The sequence below is a fragment of the Variovorax trehalosi genome (assembly GCF_051216415.1).
Taxonomy (GTDB): Bacteria; Pseudomonadota; Gammaproteobacteria; order Burkholderiales; family Burkholderiaceae_C; genus Variovorax.
In genome coordinates, this window is sequence record NZ_JBPJZG010000005.1 from 497,640 (window position 1) to 518,093 (window position 20,454).

The 20,454-nt window shown below is 66.0% G+C and carries 19 protein-coding genes; 3 read left to right on the plus strand and 16 right to left on the minus strand.

All coding sequences use genetic code 11. From position 1 onward, the window contains the following. Window positions 1-32 precede the first annotated feature (32 nt). Entirely contained in the window at window positions 33-1,337 is a 1,305-nt protein-coding gene (locus tag ACSFA7_RS21190) for an aspartate aminotransferase family protein (RefSeq protein ID WP_435501191.1), read from the plus strand. On the opposite strand, the gene ACSFA7_RS21195 is transcribed toward ACSFA7_RS21190, so the two are convergent. From ACSFA7_RS21195 to ACSFA7_RS21265, 15 genes are all read right to left on the minus strand, one after another. Beyond that, window positions 1,324-2,394, minus strand: coding sequence for an NAD(P)/FAD-dependent oxidoreductase (locus tag ACSFA7_RS21195; RefSeq protein WP_435501192.1), 1,071 nt, complete (start codon window positions 2,392-2,394; stop codon window positions 1,324-1,326). The two genes, ACSFA7_RS21190 and ACSFA7_RS21195, sit on opposite strands and share 14 nt — an antisense overlap. Next, window positions 2,352-2,681, minus strand: a complete 330-nt coding sequence (fdxA, locus tag ACSFA7_RS21200) for a ferredoxin FdxA (protein WP_093240594.1) — start codon at window positions 2,679-2,681, stop codon at window positions 2,352-2,354. Before fdxA ends, ACSFA7_RS21195 begins: the two co-directional genes overlap by 43 nt. A gap of 42 nt (window positions 2,682-2,723) precedes the next feature. Next, the gene (locus ACSFA7_RS21205; protein WP_435501193.1) at window positions 2,724-4,061 is read right to left on the minus strand and encodes a sulfate adenylyltransferase subunit 1; all 1,338 of its coding nucleotides are present in this window, start codon (window positions 4,059-4,061) and stop codon (window positions 2,724-2,726) included. Beyond that, window positions 4,061-5,002, minus strand: coding sequence for a sulfate adenylyltransferase subunit CysD (gene cysD / locus ACSFA7_RS21210; RefSeq protein ID WP_093054501.1), 942 nt, complete (start codon window positions 5,000-5,002; stop codon window positions 4,061-4,063). The genes ACSFA7_RS21205 and cysD overlap by 1 nt, the downstream gene beginning before the upstream one ends. Before the next feature lie 42 nt (window positions 5,003-5,044). Beyond that, window positions 5,045-5,677, minus strand: a complete 633-nt coding sequence (locus ACSFA7_RS21215) for a phosphoadenosine phosphosulfate reductase domain-containing protein (protein ID WP_176657169.1) — start codon at window positions 5,675-5,677, stop codon at window positions 5,045-5,047. Window positions 5,678-5,697: 20 nt separating this feature from the next. Then, a complete protein-coding gene (locus tag ACSFA7_RS21220) occupies window positions 5,698-6,093 on the minus strand; it encodes a DUF934 domain-containing protein (protein ID WP_042582854.1) in 396 nt (131 codons plus the stop codon). Further along, on the minus strand, window positions 6,090-7,868 hold the full coding sequence (locus ACSFA7_RS21225) for a nitrite/sulfite reductase (RefSeq protein ID WP_435501194.1): 1,779 nt from the start codon (window positions 7,866-7,868) through the stop codon (window positions 6,090-6,092). The genes ACSFA7_RS21220 and ACSFA7_RS21225 overlap by 4 nt, the downstream gene beginning before the upstream one ends. 918 nt (window positions 7,869-8,786) lie before the next feature. Further along, a complete protein-coding gene (locus tag ACSFA7_RS21230) occupies window positions 8,787-9,605 on the minus strand; it encodes a M55 family metallopeptidase (protein ID WP_435501195.1) in 819 nt (272 codons plus the stop codon). Beyond that, on the minus strand, window positions 9,602-10,678 hold the full coding sequence (locus ACSFA7_RS21235) for a P1 family peptidase (RefSeq protein WP_435501196.1): 1,077 nt from the start codon (window positions 10,676-10,678) through the stop codon (window positions 9,602-9,604). The genes ACSFA7_RS21230 and ACSFA7_RS21235 overlap by 4 nt, the downstream gene beginning before the upstream one ends. Before the next feature lie 10 nt (window positions 10,679-10,688). Continuing rightward, a complete protein-coding gene (gene gsiD, locus ACSFA7_RS21240; protein WP_042579669.1) occupies window positions 10,689-11,615 on the minus strand; it encodes a glutathione ABC transporter permease GsiD in 927 nt (308 codons plus the stop codon). A gap of 10 nt (window positions 11,616-11,625) precedes the next feature. Continuing rightward, the gene (gene gsiC, locus ACSFA7_RS21245; protein ID WP_435501197.1) at window positions 11,626-12,546 is read right to left on the minus strand and encodes a glutathione ABC transporter permease GsiC; all 921 of its coding nucleotides are present in this window, start codon (window positions 12,544-12,546) and stop codon (window positions 11,626-11,628) included. A gap of 58 nt (window positions 12,547-12,604) precedes the next feature. Beyond that, complete coding sequence (gene gsiB, locus ACSFA7_RS21250) at window positions 12,605-14,158, minus strand: glutathione ABC transporter substrate-binding protein GsiB (protein ID WP_435501198.1); 1,554 nt, start codon at window positions 14,156-14,158, stop codon at window positions 12,605-12,607. Between the two features lie 73 nt (window positions 14,159-14,231). Continuing rightward, the gene (locus ACSFA7_RS21255) at window positions 14,232-16,109 is read right to left on the minus strand and encodes a dipeptide ABC transporter ATP-binding protein (protein WP_435501199.1); all 1,878 of its coding nucleotides are present in this window, start codon (window positions 16,107-16,109) and stop codon (window positions 14,232-14,234) included. A gap of 29 nt (window positions 16,110-16,138) precedes the next feature. Continuing rightward, window positions 16,139-17,095, minus strand: a complete 957-nt coding sequence (locus tag ACSFA7_RS21260) for an isoaspartyl peptidase/L-asparaginase family protein (RefSeq protein WP_435501200.1) — start codon at window positions 17,093-17,095, stop codon at window positions 16,139-16,141. Continuing rightward, entirely contained in the window at window positions 17,092-18,069 is a 978-nt protein-coding gene (locus ACSFA7_RS21265; protein WP_435501201.1) for a MurR/RpiR family transcriptional regulator, read from the minus strand. Before ACSFA7_RS21265 ends, ACSFA7_RS21260 begins: the two co-directional genes overlap by 4 nt. Before the next feature lie 220 nt (window positions 18,070-18,289). Here ACSFA7_RS21265 and ACSFA7_RS21270 point away from each other — a divergent pair, with 220 nt between their 5' ends. Next, on the plus strand, window positions 18,290-18,883 hold the full coding sequence (locus ACSFA7_RS21270; RefSeq protein WP_435501202.1) for a demethoxyubiquinone hydroxylase family protein: 594 nt from the start codon (window positions 18,290-18,292) through the stop codon (window positions 18,881-18,883). Window positions 18,884-19,152: 269 nt separating this feature from the next. Next, entirely contained in the window at window positions 19,153-19,692 is a 540-nt protein-coding gene (locus ACSFA7_RS21275; protein WP_435501203.1) for a hypothetical protein, read from the plus strand. A gap of 9 nt (window positions 19,693-19,701) precedes the next feature. On the opposite strand, the gene ACSFA7_RS21280 is transcribed toward ACSFA7_RS21275, so the two are convergent. After that, window positions 19,702-20,442, minus strand: a complete 741-nt coding sequence (locus ACSFA7_RS21280; protein ID WP_435501204.1) for an extensin-like domain-containing protein — start codon at window positions 20,440-20,442, stop codon at window positions 19,702-19,704. Between the last annotated feature and the right edge of the window lie 12 nt (window positions 20,443-20,454).

The window sequence follows — 20,454 nt, forward strand, 5'->3', positions numbered from 1 at the left end:
CAAAGCGCCAACCCAACTTCAAGGACCGTTCCATGACCGACGCCGCCATCGACCAAGCCCTCGCCGGGGCGCATCAACGCTTTACCGACGGCAATCCCGAAAGCCGACGCCGCTTCGAGGACCAGACGCGCTACATGCCCGGCGCCAATACGCGCTCGGTGCTGTTCTATGCGCCGTTTCCCTTGACCATCGCCAAGGGCGAGGGGGCCGCGCTTTGGGATGCCGACGGCCACCGGTATGCCGACTTCATCGCCGAGTACACGGCCGGCGTCTACGGCCACTCGGCGCCCGAGATCCGCGATGCCGTGATCGAGGCGATGCAGAGCGGCATCAATCTCACGGGCCACAACCTGCTCGAAGGCCGGCTGGCAAAGACCATCTGCGAGCGCTTTCCGCAGATCGAGCAGTTGCGCTTCACCAACTCGGGCACCGAGGCGAACTTGATGGCGCTCACGGCCGCGCTGCACTTCACGGGGCGGCGAAAGATCGTGGTCTTCTCAGGTGGCTATCACGGCGGCGTGCTCGGCTTCGGCGACAAGCCTTCGCCGACGACCGTGCCGTTCGACTTTCTCGTGCTGCCCTACAACGATGCGCAGCGTGCAAGCGAGGAAATCGCCAGGCACGGGCCGGAAATCGCCGCCATCCTGGTCGAACCGATGCAGGGGGCAAGCGGATGCATTCCGGGGTGTCTCGATTTCTTGCAGGCGCTGCGCGACGGTGCCACGCGGGTCGGTGCGCTGCTGGTCTTCGACGAGGTCATGACCTCGCGCCTCGCGCCGCACGGCCTTGCCAACAAGCTGGGCATCAAGTCCGACCTCACCACGCTGGGCAAGTACATCGGTGGCGGCATGTCGTTCGGTGCTTTCGGCGGGCGCGCGGACGTGATGGCGCAGTTCGATCCGCGCACGGGTGCGCTCGCGCATTCGGGCACCTTCAACAACAACGTCATGACGATGGCGGCCGGGTATGCGGGGCTCACGAAGCTCTTCACGCCCGAGGCGGCCGGCGCTCTGGCCGAACGCGGCGAGGCGATGCGTGCGCGGCTCAATGCGCTGTGCCTGAAAGAGGGCGTGGCCATGCAGTTCACCGGCGTGGGCTCGCTGATGAATGCGCATTTCCTCGGTGGCGAAGTCAGGCGGGTGGACGATCTTGCGGTAGTCGACGGACGCCTGCGGCAGCTGTTGTTCTTCCACCTGCTGAGCCAGGGCATCTACACCTCGCCGCGAGGCTTCGTCGTGCTCTCGCTGCCGTTGTCCGATGCGGACATCGACGGCTACGCCGCCGCCATCGGCAGCTTCATCGGCGAATACCGGGCGCTCTTGTCTAGCGCGAAGTAGCCACGCCCAGCAGCTCGTGCAGCCGCGTGCTGGTGGTCGTGTACTGCAGCGGCACCGCCTTGCCCGGGAACACGATGGCGGTGGCGCCCCAGGCCGCCAGCGTGGCTTCGTGGAAGCCGCAGACGATGAGCTTCTTCTTGCCCGGATAGGTGTTGATGTCACCGACCGCGAACACGCCACGCTCGCGGGTTTCGTACTTCTCGGTGTCGACCGGCACCTGCTTGCGTTCGAGCTCGAGGCCCCAGTCGGCGATGGGGCCGAGGCGCGGGGAGATGCCCAGGCACGCGACCAGCGCATCGAGCGGCAGGTCGACGGTGGTGGCATCGGGCGTGGTGATCTGCAGTTGCTTGCCATCGAACGCAGTCGGCTGTCCGACCTTGAAGGCCAGCTTGCCGGCAGCGACAAGGGCGCGCATCGCGGCGATGTTCGCCTCGTCGGCCTGGAAGCCGTCGCGGCGATGGACCAGCGTGACCTGCCCGGCGATAGCCGTGAGCGCCATGGCGGTTTCGAGTGCGATGTCGTCGCCGCCGTTCACCACCACCGTCTGACCCGCAAAGCGGTCCAGCGATTCGGGGTGATAGAAAAGCGAAGTGCCTTCGAACTGTGCGATGCCCTCGAGCGTGATGCGCTTGGGAACGAACGCCCCGACACCGGCCGCAATGAACACCGTCCTCGCGAGGAATGCCTTGCCTGCAGAGGTCGTCAGCAACAGCCGCCCGTCGTCCTGGCGGGCGAGCGTGGCGACCTGCTCGCCGAAATGAAACTGCGGCTTGAACGGCGCCACCTGCGCAAGCAGCGACTGCGCGAGATCGCGCCCGCTGGTCACCGGCGTGCCGGGAATGTCGTAGATCGGCTTGTCGCCATAGAGCGCCACACACTGGCCGCCCGCGGCGGGCAGTGCATCGACGATATGGCAGGAGATTTCAAGCAGGCCCAACTGGAAGGCCTGGAACAGCCCGACAGGGCCGGCACCGACGATCAGCGCGTCGGTTTCGATGGGGGCAGGCAGCGCGCTCAGCGCACCAGCTCCCCGACCTTGTCGGTCTTGTCCTTCCACTCTTCGGCATCAGGCAGCGCGGGCTTGCGCTTGGTGATGCTCTTCCACCCGTCGGCCACGGCCAGCTCGGCGTTGATCTTGATGAAGGCGATCTGGTTGGCCGGAAGATCTTCCTCGGCGTAGATCGCGTTGACCGGGCATTCGGGGATGCAGACCGCGCAGTCGATGCATTCATCCGGGTCGATCACCAGCATGTTGGGACCTTCGCGGAAGCAGTCGACGGGGCAAACGTCCACGCAGTCGGTGTATTTGCAACGGATGCAGGCTTCGGAAACGACGTGGGTCATTTGTCTTTTAAACGTCAGTTTGATCGGGGAAAACCCCAGATTTTAGGCCTTTGCGGCGGCGGGCTGCACGAGAACGGCAGCAGCGGTCTTGTGGGAGGCCGTATCGACCAGCACCAGCGAGCCCAGGGCGCGCGATTGCGTGAAGGGCAGAACGGCCAGCGGCTGCTGCAGTGCGAGCACCACATCACCGATGGAATTGGCTTCGAGCTGCGTCGCCGGTTCCGATTCGAGCGTGGTGATGTTCACGCGATCGACGATGCGCGCGACCTTCGCCTTGACCCAGCGATGGCCCTGCAGTGCCCAGTAGACGCGGCCTGCGACCAGCGGCTCGTCGTCCAGCCAGGCCACGGTGGCGGTGATCTCGCGCACCGGCTCGAAGGCGCCGGGCGCCAGCAGCCAGTCGCCGCGCGACACATCGACCTCGCGGTCCAGCACGATGCCGGCGCTGTGGCCCGCATGCACCGACTTCGGCTGGCGCGTGTGGCTCAGAACCTGCGCGACGGTGGCGGTCTGGTTGCTCGGCAGCACGGTCACGCGCTGGCCGGGCTCCACATGGCCCGAGGCCACGCGGCCCCAGAACACGCGACGGCCCTGCGAGGTGTCGGACGAAGAAGAGAATTTCTCGACCCATTGCACCGGGAAGGCGAAGGGCACGACCTCGTCCTGCACCGTGACCGGCAGGTCTTCGAGCAGCGCGAGCAGGCTCGGGCCTTCATAGCCCACCCAGTCGGCATGGCGCGTGGCCACGTTCCAGCCCTTGAGCGCGGAGATCGGCACGATGCCGGCCACTTGCACGCCGGCCGCTTCGGCAAAGGCGCTCAGCGCGGTCGAGATGCGCTCGAAGGCCAGACCCGCGTCGTCGATGGCGTCCAGCTTGTTGACCGCGAACACGATCGATTGCACGCGCAGCAGGTGGCACAGCAGCGTGTGGCGGCGCGTCTGCGGCAGCAGCTCGCGCTTGACCACGGTGCCGTCTTCCACTTCGGCGGCCCAGGCCAGCTTGGTCGCGTCGACCAGCACCACGGCGGCATCGGCGGCCGAGGCGGCGGTGACCATGTTGCGCGTGTACTGCTCATGGCCCGGCGCGTCGCCGATGATGAACTTGCGCTTGGCGGTCGAAAAGTAGCGGTACGCCACATCGATCGTGATGCCTTGCTCGCGCTCGGCCGAGAGGCCGTCGGTGAGCAGGGCCAGGTCGGTTTCGCCGCCGCGCTGCACGCCGGCCAGCTGGTCCTGCAGCACGGTCTTGCTGTCCACCAGCAGGCGGCCGATCAGCGTGCTCTTGCCGTCGTCGACCGAGCCGCAGGTGATGAAGCGCAGGGCGGTGCCGGTGTCGCCATGCACGGCGAGTTCGTTGGGGGTGGCTGTCGTCGCGCTCATCAGAAGTAACCGTCTTTCTTTCGTTTTTCCATCGAGGCTTCGGAGGTCATGTCGTCCATCCGGGTGGCGCCGCGTTCGCTGACGTCGACCGACAGCGTCTCCAGCACCACGTCACCGGCGTCGGCCGCGAGGCTCTCGACCGGGCAGGTCGTCGTGATGTCGCCCACGGTGCGAAAGCGCACGTCGCGCACCTGCACCGTTTCGCCGTCGCGCGGCGGGGTCAGCTCGGTCACCGGCACCAGCAGGCCCCGGCGCTCGACCACCTCGCGCTTGTGCGTGTAGTAGATCGACGGCAGGCCGACGTGCTCGCGCTCGATGTATTGCCACACGTCCAGCTCGGTCCAGTTCGAGATCGGGAACACGCGGAAGTGTTCGCCAGGGGCCAGGCGCGTGTTGAACAGCGTCCACAGTTCGGGGCGCTGGTCCTTGGGCTGCCATTGGCCGAAGCTGTCGCGGTGCGAAAAGATGCGCTCCTTGGCGCGCGCCTTCTCCTCGTCGCGACGGGCGCCGCCGATCAGCGCGTCGAAGCGGAATTCTTCAATCGCTTCGAGCAGCGTCACCGACTGGTGCGCGTTGCGCGATTCGCCGGGGTGCGCCAGGCGCACGGTGCCGCGCTTCATCGAATCCTCGACGCTGCGCACGATGAGCTCGGCGCCCAGCTCCTTGGCGCGCTGGTCGCGGTAGGCCGTCACTTCGGGGAAGTTGTGGCCCGTGTCGATCATCAGCAGCGGGTAGGGAATGCGGCCGACGCCGAAAGCCTTCTCCGCGCACTTCAGCAGCACCAGCGAATCCTTGCCGCCCGAGAACAGCAGGGTGGGGCGCTCGAAGGCGGCCGCCACTTCGCGCAGGATGAAGATGGTCTCTTCCTCCAGCGCATCGAGGTGCGTGTTGGACAGGTGCGCCGGCGACAGCAGCAGTTCGGTTTCGGTACGGGCGTTCATCGGGGTGAGGCTGGATTCAGGGGATCGGTGAGGCGTTGGCGCTCAGTGCGCAATGTGCAGTCCGCACTCGCGGTTGTCTTCGCCCTTGGTCGGGTCCACGTAGTCGAAGTTGTTCGGCAGGCCGTGCGCCGTACAGTACTCGTACAGCTCCTTGGACGACCAGTGCAGCAGTGGCGCGACCTTGATGAGGCCGTCCGGGTTGACGCTGACCGGGTCCATCTGCGCGCGCACGGCGGTGTCGGTGGCCCGCAGCGCGGTGAACCAGACCTTCGGTGCGGTCTCGCGCAGTGCGCGGGCAAAGGGCTCGAGCTTCACTTCTTCGGTGAAGGCTGCGTGGCGCGGATCGTCGAGCGCGGGCGTCGGGCCTTCCACTGCTTCACGGTGCGCACGCGAGCGGCGCGGCAGGTAGATGTGCAGGTCCAGGCCCAGTTGCTTCGTCACCTCGTCGGCAAAGCGGTAGGTGGCCTCGGTGTTGTAGCCGTTGTCCATCCAGATCACCGGCACATCACGCTTGGCCCGCGTGACCATGTGCAGGATCACCGCCTCGAACGGGCGGAAGTTGGTGGTGATGATCGAAGGCTGGCCCAGGCCGATCGCCCAGTCCACCAGGCCTTCGGCGTTGCGGCCGAGGTCGGTGTTGATGCGTGCGAAGTCGATGTCGGTGGCGATGCTCATGTCGAAGGTCTTCCTGCGGCTCAGCTGCCGGCCACGAAGTGCGGCGCGGTCTTCACCGCATCGCCTTGGTAGAAGGCAGAGAAGCGGTCGAACTGGCGCTGCGCGTCGGAGGCGTCCACGCCTTCCTTCAGCACGGCGCTCGAGAAGCCGGTGCGTTCCATCTGCACCAACTGGTCGATCAGCACGTCACCCGTGGCACGGATGTCGCCCGTGAAGCCCAGGCGCCGGCGCAGCAGAAAGGCCTGGCTGTAGGCGCGGCCGTCGGTGAACTTCGGAAAGTTCAGGTCGATGCGCTCGATGTCGGCGAGGCACACCTCGATGGCGAGCGGGTCGGCATCGTTGGCGAGCTGCAAGACCTTCGGGTCGCCGTCGTCGATGTGCTCTTCGGCCGAGAGGATGTTCAACGTCTTGTTCATGCTGCTTCCTCCACCTTGAAACGCGCACCGTTGGCGGCGGTCTTGAAGGGATCGGGTCCGACGCGGCGCAGCGTGTCGATGAAGGTTTCGCCCGACACGCGGGTATCGCGGTAGGTGGTGAGCACGGCCTCGATCACGCCCGGCACTTCGGCCGCCGAGAACGAGGGCCCCACGGCCTTGCCGGCCTGTGGCGTGCCGCTGAGCGCGGAGCCGTCGGAGCCGCCCAGGGTGACCTGGTACCACTCCTTGCCGTCCTTGTCGACGCCCAGGATGCCGATGTGGCCGCTGTGGTGGTGGCCGCACGAATTGATGCAGCCGCTGATGTGCAGGTCGATCTCGCCCAGGTCGTCGAGCTCGTCGAGGTCTTGATAGCGCTCGGTGATCGCTTCGGCGATGGGAATGGAACGCGCATTGGCCAGCGCGCAGAAGTCGCCGCCGGGGCAGGCGATCATGTCGGTCAAGAGGTGCACGTTGGCGCTGGCCAGGCCCGCGGCGCGGGCGGCGAGCCACAGCGCGTGCAGGTCTTCGGCGTGTACCCAGGGCAGCACCACGTTCTGGTCGTGCGTGACGCGGGCTTCGCCGGCCGAGAAGCGGTCGGCCAGTTCGGCGAGCGTGTCGAGCTGGTCGGCCGACGCGTCGCCGGGGGCCTGCTTCAGGCGCTTGAACGACAGCGTGACGGCGCGCAGCGCGGGGTTCTTGTGCGGCGCGACGTTGCGGGCGAGCCAGCGGGCGAACTGCACGTCGTCGGCGGCGTGGGCACGCAGCTCGGCATCGGTCTTCTCGGCGCTTTGCAGCACGCGGGTGGCGAGCGTCGGCGGCACGAAGGAGGCGGCCACGCGGTCGTACTCTTCCTGCGTGATGGTGTGCGGCGCGCCGTCGTGCTCGAGGATCTGCTTGTACTCGGCATCGACGTCGTCGATGTAGCGCTGGCCTTCGGCCTTCACCAGGATCTTGATGCGCGCCTTGTAGATGTTGTCGCGGCGGCCATAGCGGTTGTAGACACGGATCACCGCTTCGAGGTAATTCATGATCTGCTGCCACGGCAGGAACTCGCGCAGCACCGTGCCGATGATGGGCGTGCGGCCCATGCCGCCGCCCACCTGCACGCGAAAACCGATCTCGCCGGCTTCGTTCTTCACCACGTGCAGACCCACGTCATGCCAGCCGGTGGCGGCGCGGTCTTCGGTGGCGCCGGTGATGGCGATCTTGAACTTGCGCGGCAGGAAGGCGAACTCGGGGTGCAGCGTGCTCCACTGGCGCATGATTTCCGCGAACGGGCGCGGATCGGCGATCTCGTCGACCGCAATGCCGGCGCGCTCGTCGCTCGTGATGTTGCGGATGCAATTGCCGCTGGTCTGGATGCCGTGCATGTCGACCGAAGCCAGCAGGTCCATCACGTCGGCCGACTTGGCGAGCGGAATCCAGTTGTACTGGACGTTCTGGCGCGTCGAGAAGTGGGCGTAGTGGGTCGGGAGCTTGTGGCTGCCGAGCAGGCCCTGCGTTTCGATGGCCTTCTTGTAGACCTCGGCTTCGGGCTCGTCGTATTCGCGGGCAATCCTGGCCAGCACGCGCAGTTGGCGGCTGGAGAGCTCGCCATAAGGCACGGCCACGCGCAGCATCGGCGCGTAGCGCTGGACGTACCAGCCGTTCTGCAGCCGCAGCGGGCGGAACTCGTCCTCGTGCAGGCGGCCCTTTTGCCAGCGCTCGAGCTGGTCTCTGAACTGGGCGGCCCGTTGGTGAACGAACTGGCGATCGAATTCTGTGTATTGGTACATCGTGCGTGCTGTGTCTTGAAGTGCGGTGCGTCCAGCGCCCCAGCAAGAAGCCGAGATTCTGAAAGCGGGCCTTATGGAAACAAACTATTTTTTGGTTCGCGCTTTATGCGGATAAGCTTATTCGCCAGTGTTCATGCGGGTTTCGGGGCGGTTGGATGCTTATTCCGGATAAGGCCGGCGGGGTAGGAAACTGGCTGCCGGGTTCGAGGATTTTAGGAACTGCTGGGTTTCGTACGCATTGAATTGGTTTGTTTTCCGAGGCCGGGTCTCGCCCCGGCAGGCGAGCTACTTTCTTTTGCTTCGCCAAAAGAAAGTAGCCAAAGAAAAGGCGACCCCACTGTCTGCGACCCTTCGCTTCGCTGCGGGCAACCTGCGGTGCTCGCGTTTCGCGGGGTCTCGCAGAACTCGCTTCGCTCAAACAGCTGCGAGCCCTGATCCGCGAAACGCTGCGCTCCTCGGCGCAGCCAGAGGGGAGGGGAAACCGTCCGGGCCATTGCTTCGCTCGGCCCGAAGGGCAGACATGCTCCGCGTGTCTGCCTTGAGCTGGTTGTTGAGCTTTCGAACGTGGTTGGGCCGAGCTCGCCGAGCCGAGCCGGATCGGATCGGATCGGACCGGCGGGGCCGAGCGAAGCGACGGCCCGTGCTGTCTTGAAAGCCGAGCGCAGCGATGGCGCGTTCGAAAGCCCTTCTGTATGCGCCGAGGAGCGGAGCGTTTCGCGGATCAGGCCTCGCCCTTGTCTGAGCGAAGCGAGTTTGGGCGAGACCCCGCGGAACGTGAGCACCGCAGGTTGCCCGTAGCGAAGCGGAGGGACGCAGACAGCAGGGTCGCCTTTTCTTTGCTTACTTTCTTTTGGCGAAGCAAAAGAAAGTGAGTCGGCCGCCGGGCCGAGACCCGGCCTCCGCCCTCAAAAGAAAAGCTCAGCGCAGCATCGACGACATGGCCGAGCAGCAGTTCAGCATCCGAACCGCCGCTTCCACCGTGTCCGCACTGAAGCGCAACGTGACGCCATCAACCCGCTCGAACGTCGGCCACTGGCAGAACAGATCAGCCATCATCGGCGACTGGGTACGCAAGGTAACGACCTGCGGCCCCTTGAAAACCAGCGGCTTTGCATCGCCACGCGCAGCCAGCGCTTCAACCACCCCGGCGCGGATCGCCAATCGCGATTGCTCCGGCGAAAGCGACACGCCGCTGTTGAACCCCGTCGCCTTCTTCGTCTCGACAAACGTCGCATGCGGAAAGAGCGCGCGGTTCTCGGAGATGAACACATCATCCCCGCTGCCCATCACCACCGGCACGCCGTACTCGCCGGCCAGCGCCCCATAGATCCCGGCCTCGCCCAGCTCTTGGTCCCCGAACCGGATGCCCGCAAAGGCAAAGCCGTTGATCGTGTGCGCAAGAATGCCGCGCCCCTGCGCACGCGAGTGGTAGCCGACCATGCAGACCGCGTCCACGCCTTCATCCACACCCGCCACCATGCTCAGGTAGCGCGGCTTGCCTTGCACGACACGGGCGCGCGCATCGAGCACATCGGGCGGCATGTTGCGAAAGCCACCGTGTGAATCGTTGACCAGCACCTCGGTCGCACCCGCGTCGAACGCACCGGCAATCGCCGCGTTGGCCTCGTGCGCCATCAAGATGCGCGCGCGTTCGTACTCGGGGTTGCCCTGCCGTGCCTGCTCGTGGTGGTAGACGCCCGCAACGCCTTCGATGTCGGTGGAGATCAGGACTTTCATGTGGGCGTGCGCGATGAGGCGAAGGAAGAAAGGGAAGAGGGCGGCAACACCTCGGACAGCGCCGCACGGTGATTGCCATCGCGGCCCGTCACGGCCGTGGCGCGCCAGAGCGCATGAAGAATAGCCTGCTCGGTGCTGTCGGCCGCGGCCTGGAAGAGGCCGTCGAGCAGCCCGTCGTGCACCATCGCGATGGTCGGCATCGGGCGGTCGACGCGGTCGGGCACGGTGTAGGCGGTCGAAAAGGCCAGCACGATGTCGCCGCTGCCATGCCCGAAGACCGAGCCGGTGCGCGCCAAGCCCGCGCCTGCACGCAGCGCGAGGCGGCGCAGTTGGCGTGCGTCGAGCGGTGCATCGGTGGCGACGACGATGATGATCGAGCCTTTCTCGGGCTCCTTGAACTCAGGGGCGTTCTGCGCGGCCAGCCGTTCGCCGACCGCGTGCCCGGCCAGCACGAGCTGCGGCTGGCGCCCGTAGTTCGCCAGCACGAGCGCACCCACCGTGTGCACTTCACCGCAAGGCGACGACACGCGCCGCGAGGCGCTGCCGATACCGCCCTTGAGCTGGAAGCTCGACATGCCGCGCCCCGCGCCGACCGAGCCCTGCGCAAACTCTGCGCTCGCTGCATCGAGCGCCTGCAGGTAGTCGGCCTCGGTGATCGCCAGCCGCTGGATGTCGTTGAGAAAACCGTCGTTGCACTCGAAGACCAGCGGGTTCACCGTCGGCAGCGACCGGCCGCTCTCGGGGTTCGCCGCGAGGCAATGCCTGATCTGCGCCGTCGCCACCGTGCCGACCGAGAAGGTATTGGTCAGCGCGATGGGCGTCTCCAGCACACCGAGCTCGGCGAGCTGTACCAGTCCCACGCTCTTGCCGAAGCCGTTGAGCACCACCGCCGCAGCCGGCACCTTGTCGCGGAACGGATCGCCCGCGTGCGGGCGAATCACCGTCACGCCCGTCTGCACGCCGCCGTCGTCCAGCGTCTGGTGGCCGACCGTGACGCCTTCGACGTCGGTGATGGCGTTGCGCGCGCCCTGGAGCAGGGTGCCGATGTAGGGCAGGGTGGTCGTCGATGCCATGAAAAACTGGTTACTCGCGGTCGATCTTCGGATCGAGCGCATCGCGCAGCGCGTCGCCCAGGAGGTTGAAGGCGAGCACGGTGAAGAAGATGGCCAGGCTCGGGAACAGCGCCACGTGCGGCGAGGTCACCATGTCGGCGCGCGCCTCGCTGAGCATGGCGCCCCACTCGGGCGTCGGCGGCTGCGCGCCCATGCCAAGGAACGACAGGCTCGCGGCTGTGATGATCGAGGTGCCCACGCGCATCGAGAAGTACACGACGATGGACGAGATCGTGCCCGGCAGGATGTGCCGCACGATGATCGTCCAGTCCGACGCGCCGATGCTGCGCTCGGCCTCGATGTAGGTCTGCTGCTTGAGCACCAGGGTGTTGCCGCGCACCAGGCGCGCGAAGGCCGGCACGCTGAATACCGACACCGCCACCACCACGTTGGTCATGCTGCTGCCCAGGATGGCGACCACGCCCAGCGCCAGCAGGATGCCGGGGAAGGCGAAGAGCACGTCCGAGATGCGCATCACGATGCGGTCCCACCAGCCTTCGTAGTAGCCCGCGAGCAGGCCGAAGGCCGTGCCGATGAAGCCACCCACCAGCACCGAGAGAAAGCCCGCCATCAGCGAGATGCGCGCGCCCGCCAGGATGCGGCTGAAGATGTCGCGGCCCAGCGGATCGACGCCGAACCAGTGCGTGGCCGAGGGCCCGCTGTTCAGCATGTCGTAGTCGAAGAAGTTCTCGGGGTCGAACGGCACGATCCACGGCGCGAACACCGCGACGAACACCAGCAGCAACACGAAGATGGCGGCCACGATGCCCACGGGCTGCTTCTTGAAGCGGCGCCAGCATTCGCCCCAGGGCGTGCGGACCTTGCCGGCGTGTTGGAGGGTGGCGACCGGGGAGGTCGGAAGAAGGGTGTCGGCAGGCACGCCGGAAGCTTGCGTCATGTCGGCGTGCTCACTTGTAGCGAATGGTGGGGTTGATGTAGCCGTACAGCACATCGACCACCAGGTTGATCAAAATGAACTCGAGCGAGAACAACAACACCAGCGTCTGGATGACGGGGTAGTCGCGCATCTGCACCGCGTCGACCAGAAGGCGCCCGAGGCCGGGCCAGTTGAAGACTGCCTCCACAAGAATGGAGCCGCCCAGCAGGAAGCCGAACTGCAGGCCCATCATGGTGACCACGGGGATCAGCGCATTGCGCAGCGTGTGCTTGAACACCACGCTGGATTCGCGCACACCCTTGGCGCGCGCGGTGCGCACGAAATCTTCCTGGATCACCTCGACGAAAGAGGCGCGCGTGAAGCGCGCCATCACGGCCGCCACGGCCGCGCCCAGCGTGATCGAGGGCAGGATGTAGTGCTTCCAGGTCGCGGCGCCCACGGTGGGCAGCCAGCCGAGCTGCACCGAGAAGATCTGCATCAGCAGCATGCCCAATGCAAATGCGGGAAAGGAGATGCCCGACACCGCCAGCGTCATGCCGATGCGGTCGGGCCATTTGTTGCGGTACACGGCAGAGACGATGCCGATGCCCATGCCGAAGATCACCGCCCACACCATGCTGGTGATGGTCAGCATCACCGTCGGGAAGAAGCGCTCGCCGATCTCCGTCGACACCGGCCGCCGCGTGCGGATCGAAGTGCCGAAGTCGCCTTGCAGCATGTGGGTGAAGAAGCTCACGAACTGCTGCGGCAGCGGCTTGTCCAGCCCGAGCTCGGCGCGGACCATGGCCACGGTCTGCTCGTCGGCCTCCTGGCCGGCTGCGAGGCGCGCCGGGTCGCCGGGCAGCATGTGGACGAACAGGAACACCAGCACGGCCACGATGAGCAGTGTGGGGGTCAGGCCCAGCAGGCGTTTGAGAAAGTAATTCAGCATGGGGTGCGGATGTCGCGTGCGAGCGATGGCACGGTGCCATCGCCCGGTGCGCGCTCAATCAGTTCGAAACAGAGATGGCGTCGATGTTGATGTTGCCGTCAGGCATCACGAACACACCCGAGAGGCGCTTGGCATGCGCCGACAGGTTCTGCTCCGTGACCATCGGCACGCGCGGCAGGTCCTTGCGGATCTCTTCCTGAGCGGTCTTGTAAAGCGCGGTCCGTTCCTTCTCGTCGACGGTCACCAGCGCCTTGGCCAGCGCGTTGTCGACCACCTCGCTCTTGTAGAACGACATGTTGTTCAGCTTGGGCGCCCAGGCTTCCGAGGCGAACAGCGGGCGCAGGCCCCAGTCCGCTTCGCCGGTCGACGACGACCAGCCGGTGTAGTACATGCGAACCTTGGCCGTCTTCGGATCGGGCCATGCATCCACCTGCTCGGTGCGCTGGCCCACTTCGAGCGCCTGCACCTGCAGCTTGATGCCGATCTGCGCGAGTTGCTGCTGCACGAACTGGATGGTCTTCTGGCTGGTCGTGTTGTTGTAGGCGCTCCAGAGTACCGACTCGAAACCGTTCGGGTAGCCGGCTTCAGCCAGCAGGGCCTTGGCCTTCTTCACGTCATACGGAATCGGCGCCATCTTTTCGGCGTACTTCACGCCTTGGGGCAGCACGCCCTGTGCGGGGAAGGCATAGCCGCCGAACGCGACCTTGGACAGCGCTTCCTTGTTGATCGCGTAGCCGATGGCTTCGCGCACCTTCGGGTTGTCGTACGGCTTCACCAGCATGTTGAATGCCAGGAAGCGCGTGATGATCGAAGGCGACGCCACCACTTCGAGCTTGTCGCTCTTCTTTAGCAGCTCGGCTTGCTCGTAGGGAATCGGGAAGGCGAAATCGGCCTCGCCGGTCTGCAGCATCGCGGCGCGCGTGTTGTTCTCGAGCACCGGCTTCCACTGCAGGTTGTCGATCTTCGGAGAGCCCTTCTTCCAGTAGCCGTCGAACTTCTTGGCCTTCACGGCTTCGGTCTGCTTCCACTCGACGAATTCGAACGGGCCCGTGCCCACGGGGTGGAAGGCGATGTCCTTGTTGCCCCACTTCTTGAGCGCGGTGGGCGAAATCATCGCGGCCGAAGCGTGGGCCAGCGAGTTGATGAAGGGGCCGAAGGGCTCCTTCAGCGTGATGCGCACGGTGGTCGGGTTCAGCGCCTCGACCTTGCCCACGCGGTTGAACTGGTTGTAGCGCAGGAGCTTGTTGTCCTGGTTCAGCACGCGGTCGAGCGTGACCTTCACGGCTTCGGCGTTGAAGTCGGTGCCGTCGTGGAACTTGACGCCGCTGCGCAGCTTGATGGTGTAGACCAGGCCGTCCTTCGACACGTCGTAGCTCTCGGCGAGCACGTTCTGCACCTTCAGGTCCTTGTCGAACTGGAACAGGCCTTCATAGAAGGTCTTGGTCACCGCGGTGGTGATGGTGGTGTTGGTGTTGTACGGGTCCAGCGTCTCGGGCTGATAGCCGATCGACAGCACCACGTCTTTGGAGGCCAGGGCCGTGCCCGATGCAGCCAGTGCCGCCAGGCCCAGCAGTGCGGATGCCCATCGCAGGGAGGAAGAAGATTGCTTCATGGAAGAACTCCAGTCGGTTCGAGGAAAAAAGCAGGAGGGCCTGCGGGTTGAAAAACGGTTCGGAATCAAAAGGTCAGAACGCGCCGCCAATGGCATGCCGCGCAACGAAATGGCCGGGCGCAACCTGCACCAGCGGCGGCACGTCGGGCTCGTCGCCCACCGCTCGGATCGGGCTCGGGATCTCGCCTTCGAGCAGCGCGCGCGGCTTGTGGCGGCGCGACGGATCGGCCACCGGCACCGCGGCCATCAGCTTGCGGGTGTAGGCGTGCTGCGGCGCTTCGAACACCGCGCGGCGCGGGCCGATCTCCACGATCTGGCCGAGATACATCACGGCCACGCGGTGGCTGATGCGCTCGACCACGGCCATGTCGTGCGAGATGAAGAGAAACGCCACGCCCAGCTCGCGCTGCAGGTCGAGCATGAGGTTGACGATCTGCGCCTGGATCGACACGTCCAGCGCCGACACCGATTCGTCCGCTACCACCACCTTCGGGTTGAGTGCGAGCGCGCGGGCAATCGCGATGCGCTGCCGTTGTCCGCCCGAGAACTCGTGCGGATAGCGCTGCGCCACCTCGGGCGGCAGACCGACCTTCTGCAGGAGCCAGTCGACGCGCTGTTGCGCCTCCGCACCCTTGGCGATGTTGTGGATCAGCAGCGGCTCCATGATCGAGAAGCCCACCGTCACGCGCGGATCGAGCGAGGCGAACGGGTCCTGGAAGATGAACTGGATGTTCCGGCGCAGCGCCTGCAGTTCGCGCGTGGGCAGCTCGCGGATGTTCTGGCCGCCGAACTCGATGGCGCCGCTCTGGCTTTCGACCAGACGCAGCAGCGAGCGGCCGGTGGTCGATTTGCCGCAGCCCGATTCGCCGACCAGCGCCAGCGTCTCGCCGGGGTACAGGTCGAAGCTGATCTTCTCCACCGCATGCACGCGGCGCTTCACGCGGCCCAAGATGCCGCTGCGCACGTCGAAGCGCGTGACGAGATCGCGCACGCGCAGGATCGGGCCGGCGTCTTCGCGCACGGTGGTTTGGGGCGTGGTGTTGGAGCAGGGCACCGTGTCGGGCGTGCCCTCGGTGCGCAGCAGTTCGAACTTGGCCGGCAGGTCCGTGCCCTGCATCGCGCCGAGCTTCGGCACGGCCGACAGCAGCGCCTTCGTGTACGGGTGCTGCGGCGAGGCGAACACGGTTTCGGAGGCGCCTGCTTCCACCTTGTCGCCGCGGTACATCACGAGCACGCGGTCGGCAATCTCGGCCACCACGCCCATGTCGTGCGTGATGAAGAGCACGCCCATGCGCATCTCCTTCTGCAGCTCGCGGATGAGCTGCAGGATCTGCGCCTGGATCGTCACGTCCAGCGCCGTGGTCGGCTCGTCGGCGATCAGCAGTTGCGGCTTGCACGACAGCGCCATCGCAATCATCACGCGCTGGCGCATGCCGCCCGAGAGCTGGTGCGGAAAGCGGTCGAGCACGTTGCGCGCTTCGGGAATCCGCACGAGCTCCAGCATGCGCAGCGCCTCGGCGCGCGCGGCTGCATTCGTCTTGCCCTGGTGAATGCGAATGGCCTCGGCGATCTGGTCGCCTGCAGTGAACACCGGGTTCAGCGACGTCATCGGCTCCTGGAAGATCATCGCGATGTCTGCGCCGCGGATGCCGCGCATGGTTCCGTCGCGCGCCTGGGCGAGGTCGAGCACCTCGCCGTTCCGGCGGCGAAACGCCATGCTGCCGCCGAGGATGCGCCCGCCGCCGTGCTCCACCAGCCGCATCAGCGCGAGCGAGGTGACTGACTTGCCCGAACCCGATTCGCCCACCACAGCGAGCGTTTCGCCATGGTCGACGTGGAAGGACAGGTGCTTGACGGCATCGACGGTGCGCTCGGAGGTCGAGAAGCGCACGGTGAGGTCGTCGACGGCGAGAACACGGCCGTCCGGCAGGTTGAGGGCAGGGGTAGACATGGGAGTGCGAGAGAAAGAGGACGTGCGCGTCAGGCGAAGATGGCAGTGACGGGCGCTTCGTCGCCGCGCGCGTGGCCGCGGTACATGCCTTCGGTGTTGAAGGCGAGGCTCAGGTTGCCGTGGCGGTCGACGGCGATCAGCCCGCCGGTGCCGCCGATAGCGGGCAGCGACTGGTGCACGACCGCGTGCGTGGCTGCTTCGAGCGTCGCGCCGCCGTAGGCCATGCGCGCGCAGATGTCGTGGGCGGCCGCGACGCGGATGAACATTTCGCCGCTGCCGGTGCAGGAGATGGCGGCCGTGCGGTCGTCGGCGTAGGTGCCGGAACCGATGAGCGGCGAATCGCCGATGCGGCCCACGCGCTTGTTGGTCATGCCGCCGGTCGAGGTGGCGGCGGCGAGGTGGCCGTGCATGTCGAGCGCGACCGCGCCGACGGTGCCGAACTTCTTGTCTTCGTCGAGCGGTGGTGTCATCGCCGCGCCTTCGTGGTCGGTGACCACGCGGCCGGTGTCGCGCACGCGGTAGAGCTGCTGGCGGCGCGCCTCGGTCGAGAAGAAAAAGGGCTCGACCATTTCGAGCCCGTGATCGCGAGCGAAGGCTTCGGCGCCCACGCCGGCCAGCAGCACGTGCGCGCCGTCTTCGAGCACGGCACGTGCGGCGCGCACCGGGCGGCGGACGTGGCACACGCCGGCGATGGCGCCGGCGGCGAGCGTGGCGCCGTCCATCACGGCGGCATCGAGTTCGTGGGTTTCTTCGTGCGTGAAGACGGCGCCGTGCCCCGCGTTGAAGAGCGGGCACTCTTCGAGCAGTTCGACCGCGAGGCAGGTGGCGTCGAGCGCGGACGCGCCCTTGAGCAGCGCGGCTTGCGCGGCGCGCACGATGTTCTGCAGCGCGTCGTGGTACGCCTGTGCCTGCGCGGTGCTGGTCGTGGCGGCGCTGATGGTGCCGGCACCGCCGTGAATGGCGATGACGGGCGTGGTGTTCTTCATCGGGGAGCTTTCTTCTTTTTCCTGGCCGCGCCATTCAGGGCTGTGGCGCCGGATGTGTTGGCGGTGCGCGCGGCGTTGCCGTCGATGCGCGGCAGCCCGTTCGCGCCGTGCAGCCAGGGCCGCAGCACCTGCAGCGTGCGGCGGGCGGACTGCACCGGGTCGGGCGCCCGCAGCGCGACGGCGCTGGTCAGCGCCTCGACCAGCGCGAGCACGCTGGTCTCGCAATTCGGGCGGTAGTTGGTTTCTGTCTGGCAGTAGAGCGCCACGTCGGCCAGCGGCGCCATCGGCGAGGTTGGCCGGTCGGTGAGCGCGATCACGCTGCAGCCTTGTTCGCGTGCGATCTGCGCGAGCATCACGGTGTCGGTCAGGTAGCGCGGAAAGGTGAGACCGATGAACACGTCCTTCGGGCTCGCGTGCATCAGCGCACGGGCCGCGTGCGTGACGCCGCTCACGCCCGGCAGCAGGCGCACGTCGGGGCAGCTGCTGTCCAGCCCGTGCTGCAGCAGGCCCGCGAGCCAGCCGCTCGCGCCGAAGCCCGCGATGTAGACCGAGCGCGCCTTGCCGATGCGCTCCACCGCGGCCTCGCAAGCGGCGTAGTCCAGCGTCTGGCGCGTGGCTTCGATGTTGCGGCGGCTCTCGTCGAGCGCAGTAGCGAACACCTCGGCCACCGTGGTCGGGTGTTCGAGATTGCCGCGCAGCCGCTCCACCGGCGCCACCAGCGACTCGAAGCCGCGCACGAGCTCGGCGCGGAAGGTGGCGTAGCCGTCGAAGTCCAGCGCGCGGGCGAACCGGTTGGCCGTGGCAACGGAGACGCCCGCGGCGGCTGCGAGCTCGTCGATGGGCAGCGTGGCGACCTGCAGCGGGTGCTCCAGCACGTAGTCGGCCACCTGCCGGTGCGAACGCGTCAGCCGCGGCAAGGCCTGCGCAATGCGCTGGGCCACGGTGGTGCCTGGGGTGTCGACAGGGGTGCTCATGAAGGTGCGGGAGAGCCCAAAAGTGTGCTGTTTTTGAAAACTGGTTTACAAATATAAGTCAGGAAGGAAAATTTTCTGTCATTTTTGATCGAGATCGCAAATAACGGGCCAGCGGTGGAGGGGTTTGGAAAAGCAGTGGATGCGCGGTTTTCCCTCTGGGCGCATGCGGTCGCGTTCGCCGCGGGTTCGGCTCCTAGGTGTTTCCCCGGGGGTGTCGTGAATGGTCGCCGGTTCGCGCCATCAGAATCGGGTGATTCCGAAGGAGAAGGCGATGACGGAGGAAAAGACGCTTGATCGCGGTTTGGCATTGGGCGCACGAATCCTGAAGGTCGATCACGCCGGCGAGCAGGGCGCCGTGAACATCTACAGGACGCAGATATTCATGGCGCGATGGACCGCGCCTTCGCTGGTGCCCGAACTGCGCGAGTTCAAGTCCCACGAAGAGGGGCACAGGGCCTTGTTCGCGGCGGAACTGCAACGCCGAGGTGTTCGCCGGTGCCGCAGCTATTGGCTATGCGGCATCGGCGGCTGGGTACTTGGCTTGTTGACGGGGCTTCTTGGCCGGCATGCGATTTCCGCGACCACCGTGGCTGTCGAGCGCGTGGTGCTCGGGCATCTGAAGGCGCAGTTGCATGAACTGGCCGGAAAGGACGAAGCGGCTGTCCGAGTCATTTCGCAGATCGTCGAGGAAGAGCAATTGCATCACGACCAATCCGCATCGCGTGTGCAGTCGAGCCATGTCTGGACGCGCGTGCTGAGTCCTGTGGTCGCGCTGTCGACGGAGACTGTCATATGGCTGGGGATGCGTCTTTGACACCGCAAGCCTGTGATGATGAAACGGTCATGTGGGGACTTGCCAAAATGCCATCGGACACGTGGGTGATGCGTGTGAAGACGGGGGGAGCCGTCTCCTGTCGCGGCGACCTGGCGTTCGCCATGTGTTCCCCCCAATTGCCCAGTAAAGAAGGCCGCAGTCTTATGCGATCAAAAAGTCATCCAGCAAATTCCTCAGGCCGAACTCTCTTCGTGTGCCGGCTTGGTTTGGGTGCCATGCGCCTTGCAATGCTGGCCAGAGTCCTTGTCATGGCTGCGGTCCTTGTATTCGCACCATCGTTTGCTCGCGCGGACTCCTGGAACTTTCCGGCGACCGTCGAGAGCGATGTCGAAGTCCACGGTGACGTGTCGGTTCGTCGGACTCTGGACGCGCGGAAGAACCAGAAGTACCCCGACTACCGCATCGAGGTCTTGCGCGGAGGCGAGTTGCTGGCGCGCATACCCGGCGTTTATTTTGAGAGGCTCTTCACAGCACCCGACGATTCGCTCTTCGTCGGTCTTTCCAACGATGGCTTGCCTGGAACCGCAGTGATCATCTTCGACAAGGAGGGCAGGCTTTTTGCACATGTGAAGCACGGGGCCGCGGAGTTCGACTACTGCAACCGCTCGGTCACCCTTCGGCGTGAATGGTTCGACTCCGACAATCCGGATGTGCGATTCGACAAGGATCAGTGGGGTACATACGGCATCACCTTGCGGAATTGCCGCGGCGAAAAGATCAATCTCGTTGAGGCTATTCGAGAAGCCCACGACAGAGCATCGCAGCTGTACAACGCCAGCGCCCGCTGATGCCCGCCGCTAGCGGCACATCGAATAGCCGCCAGTCTCCAGATGAAAGTGGTCGCTATGCGCTGCGTTGTAGTCGGGACCCAGCACGCCATCGAAGAACCGGCATGCACCACGATGTGCATCGCGCAGCAGCAGGTCTGCCGGATCGCCGTTGCCGGACCAGTCCCGCCGCACCGTGATGTGTTGCCCACCGGCAAGCGTCAGGCCGGCCACGTCGAATGCATCGGCCGTCGCGTGCCTGCTGCGTGGCGCACCCGGCACCGCGCCTTCACCCCGATTCACGTTGCGGCACGCATAGCTGCCCAGATGCTCGATGGCCACCACGGGCTCGCCGAAGCGCTGCTTCGCGGCCGGCTGCAGCGCGTGCTTCTCCCACATGAAGAAGGACAGCGCCATAGGGCAGCTCAGTGAAGGCGATGTGCCCAGGCGTACACCGGCCGAGCGCAGCCGTACGGCATTCTCGAAGCCGCAGCCGTCGCCGGTCACGCGATCGGGCAGCAGGTCGTATTGCATGCCCGTTCGCGCCAGCGCCGTGAGGCAGCGCGTGGGATCGCGGCGGGCGCGAGCGAGCTTGAAGCCGGTCAGCCAGTCGGGCTCGGTCGCCACGTCTAGCGGTGCCCATGGATTGAGGCGCTCCGGCACTTCGACGGTGCCGCTGATCACGGCCCATGCGCCCGCGGCGAGCACGGCGCAGAACGCAAGGCCGACCCAAAGGCTGCGGCGCGACGAGGAGGTGGAGCCCGAAGTCATCGCCCCGTTCGC

What these genes read in the sequence shown, in the direction of transcription:
- ACSFA7_RS21260 (WP_435501200.1), bottom strand. Translation starts at nt 17,095, where the DNA reads ATGAAGAACACCACGCCCGTCATCGCCATTCACGGCGGTGCCGGCACC.
- ACSFA7_RS21235 (WP_435501196.1), bottom strand. Translation starts at nt 10,678, where the DNA reads ATGGCATCGACGACCACCCTGCCCTACATCGGCACCCTGCTCCAGGGC.
- ACSFA7_RS21255 (WP_435501199.1), bottom strand. Translation starts at nt 16,109, where the DNA reads ATGTCTACCCCTGCCCTCAACCTGCCGGACGGCCGTGTTCTCGCCGTC.
- ACSFA7_RS21225 (WP_435501194.1), bottom strand. Translation starts at nt 7,868, where the DNA reads ATGTACCAATACACAGAATTCGATCGCCAGTTCGTTCACCAACGGGCC.
- gsiC (WP_435501197.1), bottom strand. Translation starts at nt 12,546, where the DNA reads ATGCTGAATTACTTTCTCAAACGCCTGCTGGGCCTGACCCCCACACTG.
- ACSFA7_RS21230 (WP_435501195.1), bottom strand. Translation starts at nt 9,605, where the DNA reads ATGAAAGTCCTGATCTCCACCGACATCGAAGGCGTTGCGGGCGTCTAC.
- cysD (WP_093054501.1), bottom strand. Translation starts at nt 5,002, where the DNA reads ATGAACGCCCGTACCGAAACCGAACTGCTGCTGTCGCCGGCGCACCTG.
- ACSFA7_RS21215 (WP_176657169.1), bottom strand. Translation starts at nt 5,677, where the DNA reads ATGAGCATCGCCACCGACATCGACTTCGCACGCATCAACACCGACCTC.
- ACSFA7_RS21265 (WP_435501201.1), bottom strand. Translation starts at nt 18,069, where the DNA reads ATGAGCACCCCTGTCGACACCCCAGGCACCACCGTGGCCCAGCGCATT.
- gsiD (WP_042579669.1), bottom strand. Translation starts at nt 11,615, where the DNA reads ATGACGCAAGCTTCCGGCGTGCCTGCCGACACCCTTCTTCCGACCTCC.
- ACSFA7_RS21275 (WP_435501203.1), top strand. Translation starts at nt 19,153, where the DNA reads ATGGCTGCGGTCCTTGTATTCGCACCATCGTTTGCTCGCGCGGACTCC.
- ACSFA7_RS21220 (WP_042582854.1), bottom strand. Translation starts at nt 6,093, where the DNA reads ATGAACAAGACGTTGAACATCCTCTCGGCCGAAGAGCACATCGACGAC.
- gsiB (WP_435501198.1), bottom strand. Translation starts at nt 14,158, where the DNA reads ATGAAGCAATCTTCTTCCTCCCTGCGATGGGCATCCGCACTGCTGGGC.
- ACSFA7_RS21270 (WP_435501202.1), top strand. Translation starts at nt 18,290, where the DNA reads ATGGTCGCCGGTTCGCGCCATCAGAATCGGGTGATTCCGAAGGAGAAG.
- ACSFA7_RS21280 (WP_435501204.1), bottom strand. Translation starts at nt 20,442, where the DNA reads ATGACTTCGGGCTCCACCTCCTCGTCGCGCCGCAGCCTTTGGGTCGGC.
- ACSFA7_RS21205 (WP_435501193.1), bottom strand. Translation starts at nt 4,061, where the DNA reads ATGAGCGCGACGACAGCCACCCCCAACGAACTCGCCGTGCATGGCGAC.
- fdxA (WP_093240594.1), bottom strand. Translation starts at nt 2,681, where the DNA reads ATGACCCACGTCGTTTCCGAAGCCTGCATCCGTTGCAAATACACCGAC.
- ACSFA7_RS21190 (WP_435501191.1), top strand. Translation starts at nt 33, where the DNA reads ATGACCGACGCCGCCATCGACCAAGCCCTCGCCGGGGCGCATCAACGC.